The organism is Micromonospora fulviviridis, from assembly GCF_014648395.1.
Lineage (GTDB): Bacteria > Actinomycetota > Actinomycetes > Mycobacteriales > Micromonosporaceae > Micromonospora > Micromonospora fulviviridis.
Window position 1 is genome coordinate 149,501 of the sequence record NZ_BMRA01000003.1, and the last position, 8,416, is coordinate 157,916.

Consider the following 8,416-nt stretch of genomic DNA (forward strand, 5'->3'; position numbering starts at 1 on the left):
GGCGTGCGGGTTGAGGTTGCCCTAACCTTGGAGCCGCGAGGGGAGTACTTCCCACGAACCATTCCGGTCAGTACGGCGGGCCCCGGGCTCGCCTCGGGTGGTTGCCCACGATCGGTGGGTGAAGGAGACCTCGGACATGGCACCGTGTTCGAGGAGGCTCCATGACCGAGTTGTCGTACCTGTCCGCCGCCGAGCTGTCGTCGGTCGGCACCCCCACCCTGTGGGCGGTGACCATCGCCGGCGTGCTCGCGCTGCTGGTGCTGGACTTCCTGGTCACCCGGAAGCCGCACGAGGTCTCCCTCAAGGAGGCGCTGGGCTGGTCGGCCTTCTACGTCGCCCTTCCGCTGGCCTTCGGCGCCTGGGTCTGGGGCCGCTACGGCTCCGAGCAGGGCGTCCAGTATCTCACCGGTTACCTGGTGGAGAAGTCGCTCTCGGTCGACAACCTCTTCGTCTTCATGCTGCTGCTGGCCGCGTTCGCGGTGCCCGCCGTGCTGGCCCAGCGGGTGCTGCTCTACGGCATCGCCGGCGCGCTGGTGCTGCGCGCGATCTTCATCGCGCTGGGCGCCGCCGCCCTGCAGACCCTCGACTTCGCCTTCCTGCTCTTCGCGCTCATCCTGATCGCCACCGCGGTCAAGCTGCTGCGCGACGCCCTGACCGGGCACGAGCAGGAGGTCGACATCGACAAGATGCGGTCGGTGCGGCTGCTCCGCAAGGTCATGCCGGTGGTCGACGAGTACCACGGCCCGAAGATGACCATCCGGCGGGACGGCCGCCGGGCGCTCACCCCGTTCGCCCTCGTGGTGGTCGCGGTGCTCGCCACCGACGTGGTCTTCGCCGTCGACTCGGTGCCCGCCGTCTACGGCATCACCGAGGACCCCTACCTGGTCTTCGCCACCAACGCCTTCGCCCTGCTCGGCCTGCGGGCGCTCTACTTCGTCCTGCACGCCGCGCTGAGCCGCCTCGTGCACCTCAGCTACGGCCTGGCCGCCATCCTCGCCTTCATCGGCCTCAAGCTGGGCCTGCACTGGGCGCACGGCATCTGGTCGGGCGTGCCGGAGATCCCCACCCTGGCCTCGCTCGGCGTCATCATCGGCGTCCTGGCGATCGTCACCCTGACCAGCCTGCGCGCCACCCGCGACCGCGCCCCCGGCGAGCGGGAGGCCGTCGCCGAGCGGCGGTGACCCGGGCCGCCGCGGTGGTCACCCACCACGGCGGCTCCCCGCCGAACCCGTCGCCCCGACCCACCCCAGGTGGTACGACTGACGGGTGGGAATCGTGTCGCCAGGCTTCCAGGGCCGGCCCCGTACGGCCGAACCGGCCCTGCCGCCGGGGCAGTACCTCACCCAGGACTTCCCGGTCCTCTCCGCCGGGCCGACCCCCCGGGTGCCGCTGGACACCTGGGAGTTCGTGGTCACCGACGAGGGTGGCGCCGAGTACCGGTGGTCCTGGGACGAGCTGATGGGCCTGCCGCAGGAGACGCCGCACGTGGACATCCACTGCGTCACCCGCTGGTCCAAACTGGGCACCGACTGGCAGGGCGTCTCGCTGGACACCCTGCTCGACGGCATCGACACCGCCGCCCGGTACGCCCTGGTCCACTCCTACGGCGGGTACACCACCAACCTGCCGCTGGACGACCTGCGGGGCGGCCGGGCCTGGGTGGCGCACAGCTACGACGGCGGCCCGCTCCCGGCCGAGCACGGCGGGCCGGCCCGGCTGCTCGTCCCGCACCTCTACTTCTGGAAGTCGGCCAAGTGGGTCCGCGGCATCCGGCTGCTCACCGACGACAAACCGGGCTTCTGGGAGACCGCCGGCTACCACGACTACGGCGACCCGTGGCGCGAGCAGCGTTACCAGGGCGACTGAGGTGGCCGCCCCGACGACCGGTGGTCGGGTGGCCGCCCCGCTGACCTGGCGGGTGGCCCGGCTCGTGGAGCGGCGGGTCGAGACGCCGACCGCGCAGACCCTGGTGCTGGAGGTGCCCGGCTGGCCGGGGCACCAGCCGGGGCAGCACGTCGACATCCGGCTCACCGCCGCCGACGGCTACCAGGCGGCCCGCTCGTACTCGCTGGCCGGGCCGGCCGAGGGGGAGCGGATCGCGGTGACCGTGCAGCGGGTGCCCGACGGGGAGGTGTCGCCGTACCTCACCGACACCTACGCCGAGGGCGACCCGGTGGAGGTGCGCGGGCCGGTCGGCGGCTGGTTCGTGTGGCGTACCGACGAGACCGCGCCGGTGCTGCTGGTGGGAGGCGGCTCCGGGGTGGTGCCGCTGATGGCGATGGTCCGGGCCCGGCGGGCCGCCGGCAGCCGGACCCCGTTCCGCCTCATCTACTCGGTGCGCACCCCCGACGACGTCATCTACGCCGACGAACTGCGCCGCCGCGCCCGCGACGACCAGGGCCTCGACGTGGCGTACGTCTACACCCGGGCGGCCCCGGAGGGCTGGCGGGGGGAGCCGCACCGGATCGGCCTGGCCGACGTGAACAGCCACGGCTGGCCGCCCGACCTGGAGCCGCTCTGCTACGTCTGCGGCCCCACCGGCTTCGTGGAGACCGTGGCGGACCTGCTGGTGGGGCTGGGCCACCCGACCCGGCGGGTGCGGACCGAACGGTTCGGCCCGACCGGCTGACCACCCGAGGAGAGCGCATGACCGACATGTCCTACCTGGACGGCAACATGCTCGACGGGCCGATGCGCGAGCTCTTCGCGGTCGACCTGAGTTCCGCCATGGGCCGCTGCGACCACTGCGGCACCACCGGCCCGGTGGCCGGGCTGCACGTCTACTCGCACGCCCCCGGCCTGATCGGGCGCTGCCCGGCCTGCACCGGTGTGATGGTGCGCCTGGTCCGCGCCCCCGACCGCGCCTGGCTCGACCTGCGCGGCACCACCTTCCTCCAGATTCCCATGCCCCTCGACCAGCCCCACCCCCGACCGCTCTGACGCCGCCCCGCCCCGCCAGCGGCGGCGCAGCCGGCTGACGAGCTGCCCGACGGTCACCGGCACCACCGACAGGACGAGCTGGCCGTTGCGCGGGTCGACGGTCGCGGCCACCCCGTACAGGCGGGCGCCCTGGCGCACCAGCCGGGGGCGGCCGGCGGCGAGCCGGGGCGCGCGGACCGGGGCGCTGCCCTGACCGTGGCCGCCGTCGAGCTCGGCCCGGACCGGGTGCCGCTGCCCGCTGGCCGCGCTGCCGGCGAGGAGCCGGTCGACCGGGAAGTCGGTCCGCACGGTCCGGCCGGTCGGATCGGTGGCGTCCAGCAGGGTGGTGCCGGCGAGCGGACCGGCCACCAGCCGGACCGGCCCCGCCTCCGCCGCGAACCGGGGGTACGGGCTGCGCGTGGTCACCGCGAGGGTGTGCGCGTCCGCCCAGCTCACCGTCACGGTGTCCAGCCGGGCCAGCCAGTCGGCGCGTACCTCGGTGACGTCGGTCCAGGCGGCCGGTGCCCCCGGGTATCCGGCGTGCCAGCGGCCGTGGGCGACCACCGTGGCCGGGACGCCCCGCTCGGCGTCCTGGTCGATGACGGCCAGCAGGTCGTCGACGCCCCCGGCGGTCACCGCGCCGAGCCGTAGCCGGGCCTCGATGTCGAGCCGGTCCCGGAGCCCGTCGGTGACGTACCGCTCGACGAGCCGGCGCACCGCGGCGTGCACCCGCTCCTGCGCGGGGCGGTCCAGCCGGCGGAAGTCGTCGCCGACCAGGTTGGCCAGCTCCAGCCCGACGTGCCGGCGCAGCACCGCGTCGCGCCGCGGGCCGGCCGGGATCAGCCCGGCCACGAACGCGAACAGCCGCTCCACGCTGACCAGGCGCTGGTCGACCCGGCTGTGGTAGGTGATGTTGCGGGCGTCCAGCCGGCGCACCGCGTGGTAGTAGTCGTAGTCGGCGAGCACCGAGATCCGCCGGGCGTGGTAGCAGGCGGCCAGGGTGAACGGCTGGTCGCTGAGCACCGGCATGTACTCGGGGAAGCGCAGCCCGAGCCGGTCCACCAGGTCCCGGCGGAACAACTTGGTGTTCGCCAGCGACCACGGCAGCGCCGAGTCGAACAGACTCACGTCGACCGCGTTGCCGGCGGCGAAGACGTCGGAGAAGACGTGCCGGCCGTTGACACCGACCACCTTGCCGAGCACCACGTCCGAGCCGTACCGGTCGGCGGCGGCGACCAGCCGTTCAAGGGCCTCCGGGCCGAGGTGGTCGTCCGAGCCGAGGAAGAAGACGTACCGGCCGGTGGCCACCTCCAGGCCCCGGTTGCAGGGTGCGGCCGGGCCGCCGGAGTTGGCCTGGTGGAGCACCGTCACGGTGCCCGGGTGGCGGGCGGCGAACCGGTCCAGCAGCCGGCCGCTGCCGTCGGTGGAGCCGTCGTCCACCGCCACGATTTCCATGCGGTCGTGGCCGATCGTCTGGCGCAGCAGCGAGTCCAGGCAGGTCCGCAGGTAGGGCAGGGTGTTGTAGACCGGGATGACGACGCTCACGTCGGGGGTGGGCACCGGAGCGCTCCTCGGGGAGTCGGCGGGTCGAGCGGGTCCGCGTGGGGCGGGGGTGGTGCGTCGGGCAGCAGCCGCCGGTAGACCGCCTCCAGCACCTCGGCCTGGGCCGACCAGGTCCAGCCGGCGAGCAGGCCCGGCCGGTCGTACGCGGCGCGGTGCCGGGCGGGGTCGGCCAGCACGGCGGTCACCGCGCGGACGAGGTCGTCGACGTCGCCGGCCCGGAAGACCTCGCCCTGGCCGGTCTGCCGGACGGTGGCGGCCATGGTCCGCACGTCGCTGACCACCACGGGCAGCCGGGCGTGCGCGTACTCGAAGAACTTGGTGATCAGGGCGATCTCGTGGTTGGGCCAGCGGTGGATCGGGATCACCCCGACGTCGGCGCCGGACAGGAACGGCACGACCTGCCAGTGCGGCACGTACGGCAGCACGTGCAGCCGGTCGGCGGCGCCGAGCCGGGCGGCCCGGTCGGCGAGCCGCTCGACGTAGCGCAGCGCCGGGTTGACCACCAGCGCGAGGTGCACCCCGGGCAGCCGGGGCAGCGCCTCGACCAGGCTGTCCAGCCCGCGCTGCGGGGCCGCCGCGCCGCTGTAGACCAGCAGCGGCACGTCCGGGCCGATCCCGCACTCGGCCCGCAGGTCCGGCGGCGGCGCGTCGTCGACCGGGCGGTGGTCGTCGGCGGGGGCGTTGAGCAGCACGCCCGGCGTCTCGGCGAGCCCGTGCTCGCGGCGCAGCAGCTCGGCCAGGTCCGCCGAGACGGTGAGCACCGCGTCGGCGTACGGGGCGTACTCCCGCTCGTGGGCCCGGTGGGCGGGCAGCCAGCGGGCGTGGTCCCGCCACGGCTTGATCCCGGGCAGGAACTCGTGGGCGTCCCAGACCAGCGCGACCCGGCGGCCCTGGCCGGCCGCCCGGATCTTGGCGCGGGCGCCGACGCCGAGCATCCGGAAGTCGTGCGCGTGGATCAGGTCCGGGCGCAGCCGGTCCACCTCGGGGCCGTAGGCCAGCTCGTAGTCCCAGAGCCCCGGCTCCAGCCGCCGCCACGCCCGGTCACCCTGGACGAGCTGCCAGAACAGCGTGTACGCCCGGTCCCACGGGCCGCGGAACCGGCGGCCGTACCGGACCCTGTTCATCATCTTGGTCCGCAACCACACCCAGCGGTCGAGCAGCCGGGCGGCGACCTCCCGGCGGCGCAGCGTGCGGCGCGCCCGGCCCAACCGGGCGCCGGCCAGCTCGCCGTCGGCCGCGCGCCGCGTCAGCAGGGCGGACCGGACGGCCAGGTCGGCCCGCCAGGCCCGGACCCACTGGGCGCGGTGCTCGGCGATGCCACCCGACCGGTACGCCAGCGGCCAGCGCAGCGAGCGGCGGAACTCGTGCCGGCGCCGGTGCAGGGGCTCCGGCATCGGCAGCAGCCGCACCTCGGCGGCCCCGAGCCGCCAGCTCCGTTCGGTGCCGTCCGGCGAGCGGCCGAGCAGCGTCACGTCCCACCCGGTCTCGGCGGCGGACCGGGCGATCTTCTGCACCCGGGAGTCGCCGTCGACCTTGTTGTCGACGAGCATGACGACCCGGCCGCGGCGCGGCGGCGTCGCCTCGTCGTGTGCCACTGCTGGTCCTCCGCTGGTCGGCCGGCCTTCCCGGCGCGACACCACGCTGGTGGAGGCAACCGTCGCCGGGGCTACGCCGACGTGACGGCCAGGTGACCGAGAGGAGGCGGTTGAGCGGTGACCCGCGACACAGGGGACGCCGGTGGGGAGACCGGACGGCCTCCCCACCGGCGGGGACGGCTCAGCGGCCGGTGTCGCCCAGCCTGCGCCAGGCAAGCGCCGTGAGCATCGCCAGGGCCGCGGCTGCCAGCCAGAACGGCGCCAGGAGGCTCCCGGTCGCCCGGGCCACGACACCGCCCGCGACCGTGCCCAGCGCCGCCCCGCCCAGGTCGGCAAGGGCGTAGACGCTGTTCACCCGGCCGCGCAGCCGGTCCGGCACGAGTCGTTGCCGCAGCGACACCACGAGCACGCCCCAGACCATGGCGTGCCCACCCCACACGGCCAGCGCCGCGCCGGCGACCGCCGGATGCCGGGTGCCGGCCAGGACGAGCTGGAGCCCGACCTCGATCAGCAGCCCGGCCCGCAGCAGCGCGGGCATGCCGAACCGGGACCGCAACCGGGTGGCCAGCGCGCTGCCGGCCAGCCCGCCGAGCGCCGAGGCGGTCAGCAGCAGGCCGTACCCGACCTCGGCGAGGCCGAGCCGCTGCCGGGCGTAGAGCACGAACGCGGCGAACGCGGCGCAGAACGCCACGTTCATGACGGCGATGCAGCCGGCCAGGGTGCGCAGCACCGGCACGGCCCAGAGCGCGCGTACCCCCTCCGCCACGTCGGCCCGCAACGACCGGCGGGCCGCCGCGGGCGCCGGCGGCGTCGCGGACGGAACGGGCCGCCAGCGCAGCAGCGCCAGGAGCAGCGCGGCCAGCCCGAAGGTGGCCGCGTCGAACCCGAACGGCAGCGCGGTCGCACCCACGAAGAGGTACGCCCCGAGTGGCTTGGCCGCGAACTGGTTGCCGATCACGAAGGTGGCAAAGAGCCGGCTGTTGGCCTGCTCCAGGCGGTCGGCTGGCACCACCGACGGCAGGAGTGCCCCGGCGGCGGTGTCGGCCAGGGTCTCGCCGACGCCGGTGAGGAAGAAGGCGAGGCAGATCAGTGGCACGGTGGCCACGCCGGCGAGCACCGCGCCGGCCAGCGCGGCCAGCGCCAGCGCCCGACCCAGGTTGACCGCGACGATCAGCCGGCGGCGGTCGAGCCGGTCCACGAGCGCCCCGCTGACCAGGGACAGGAGCAGCCACGGCAGTTGCGGGGCCAGCGCGGCGGCGGCCACCGCCGCCGGATCCGGGGTGAGCGAGGCGACGAGCAGCGGCGCGGCCACCAGGGTGACGCCGTCGCCGAGGTTGGAGACCGCCGAGGCGATCCAGAGCCGGTGGAAGTCGGGGCCGAGTCGCCCGGTGGGAAGGGTGGCCGTCATGCCGGCCACCGGGCAGGGGTGTGCGATCCGGGCGCGGCGCGGCGCCCGGACGGGTCGTCCGGAAACACGAGGAACTCCCTCGGAAGCGATGTGGTGGCGTGCGGGCACGCCGGGACATCGGGACCCGCGCGGGGCGAGTCACCGGATCGCTTCGCGGCGAGGGTGGCGGTGTCGGCCCGGCGGGAAGCGCCGGGCGGTCCGGGCGGCGGAGCCGCGCCGGTCAGGTCAGGACACCGGGGCGCCCAGCGGCGAAGCGGGAACCAGCACCGTGCCGAGTGGAGCAGTCCTCATGATCGACCTCCCGTCCTCGGGGGCCACGCTAGGGCACCTCGGCGCGCTGCGCGACCCCGGTTGGACAGGGGCCGGGCGGGTGACCGAGAGTGGATCGCCGTGAGGTACCTGCGCAGCGACGGCCGCGTCGCCATCCGCCGCCCCCGACCCGACGACGAGAGGGAGTTCGTCGCCGCCGCCCGGCGCAGCCACGACCTGCACCACCCCTGGCTCTCCGCGCCGGACGACGCCGCGCGGTACGCCGACTACCTGCGCAAGATCCGGGGGCGGGACAGCTCCGGGTATCTGCTCTGCGACCGGGCCAGCGGCGAGATCGCCGGGTACGCGAACATCAGTGGCATCGTCATGGGCGCGCTGCGCGGCGGCTACCTCGGCTACGCCGCCTTCCTGCCGTACGCCGGCACCGGGCACGCCTCCGCCGGGGTCCGGCTGGTGATCGAGCACGCGTTCACCGCGCTCGGCCTGCACCGGCTGGAGGCGAACATCCAGCCCGGCAACGAGCCGTCGAAGCGGCTGGCCCAGCGGCTCGGGTTCCGGCTGGAGGGCTTCTCGCCGGACTACCTGTTCATCGACGGCGCCTGGCGGGACCACGAGCGCTGGGCGATCACCGCGCCGACGGCCGCCTGAACGGCGCGGTGGC

The 8,416-nt window shown here is 75.1% G+C and carries 7 protein-coding genes and 1 pseudogene; 5 read left to right on the forward strand and 3 right to left on the reverse strand.

The features are described 5' to 3' along the window. Nucleotides 1–161 precede the first annotated feature (161 nt). The 4 genes from IEY96_RS09225 to IEY96_RS32555 all read left to right on the forward strand — a co-directional run bounded on the left by IEY96_RS09225 (nucleotide 162) and on the right by IEY96_RS32555 (nucleotide 2,940). A complete protein-coding gene (locus IEY96_RS09225) occupies nucleotides 162–1,181 on the forward strand; it encodes a TerC family protein (RefSeq protein ID WP_189194391.1) in 1,020 nt (339 codons plus the stop codon). Between the two features lie 94 nt (nucleotides 1,182–1,275). Next, entirely contained in the window at nucleotides 1,276–1,866 is a 591-nt protein-coding gene (locus IEY96_RS09230; RefSeq protein ID WP_229791528.1) for a sulfite oxidase-like oxidoreductase, read from the forward strand. A 1-nt stretch (nucleotide 1,867) separates the two neighbouring features. Next, nucleotides 1,868–2,629: a ferredoxin reductase gene (locus IEY96_RS09235; protein ID WP_189194393.1), complete on the forward strand. Its 762-nt coding sequence runs from the start codon at nucleotides 1,868–1,870 to the stop codon at nucleotides 2,627–2,629. Nucleotides 2,630–2,646: 17 nt separating this feature from the next. Next, complete coding sequence (locus tag IEY96_RS32555) at nucleotides 2,647–2,940, forward strand: DUF6510 family protein (RefSeq protein ID WP_308429899.1); 294 nt, start codon at nucleotides 2,647–2,649, stop codon at nucleotides 2,938–2,940. Here the strand turns inward: IEY96_RS32555 and IEY96_RS09240 are convergent. The 3 genes and pseudogenes from IEY96_RS09240 to IEY96_RS09250 all read right to left on the reverse strand — a co-directional run. Beyond that, nucleotides 2,941–4,479, reverse strand: a pseudogene (locus IEY96_RS09240) (glycosyltransferase family 2 protein); the annotation flags it as partial. Further along, nucleotides 4,461–6,032, reverse strand: coding sequence for a glycosyltransferase family 4 protein (locus IEY96_RS09245; RefSeq protein WP_189194769.1), 1,572 nt, complete (start codon nucleotides 6,030–6,032; stop codon nucleotides 4,461–4,463). The pseudogene IEY96_RS09240 and the gene IEY96_RS09245, both read right to left, overlap by 19 nt. A 226-nt stretch (nucleotides 6,033–6,258) precedes the next feature. Beyond that, complete coding sequence (locus tag IEY96_RS09250) at nucleotides 6,259–7,485, reverse strand: MFS transporter (protein WP_189194394.1); 1,227 nt, start codon at nucleotides 7,483–7,485, stop codon at nucleotides 6,259–6,261. Nucleotides 7,486–7,875: 390 nt separating this feature from the next. Here IEY96_RS09250 and IEY96_RS09255 point away from each other — a divergent pair, with 390 nt between their 5' ends. After that, the gene (locus tag IEY96_RS09255) at nucleotides 7,876–8,403 is read left to right on the forward strand and encodes a GNAT family N-acetyltransferase (protein WP_229791488.1); all 528 of its coding nucleotides are present in this window, start codon (nucleotides 7,876–7,878) and stop codon (nucleotides 8,401–8,403) included. The last annotated feature ends 13 nt before the right edge of the window (nucleotides 8,404–8,416 follow it).

Coding starts and splice junctions, on each gene's coding strand:
- IEY96_RS09225 (WP_189194391.1), top strand. CDS start 162: ATGACCGAGTTGTCGTACCTGTCCGCCGCCGAGCTGTCGTCGGTCGGC.
- IEY96_RS32555 (WP_308429899.1), top strand. CDS start 2,647: ATGACCGACATGTCCTACCTGGACGGCAACATGCTCGACGGGCCGATG.
- IEY96_RS09245 (WP_189194769.1), bottom strand. CDS start 6,032: ATGCTCGTCGACAACAAGGTCGACGGCGACTCCCGGGTGCAGAAGATC.
- IEY96_RS09250 (WP_189194394.1), bottom strand. CDS start 7,485: ATGACGGCCACCCTTCCCACCGGGCGACTCGGCCCCGACTTCCACCGG.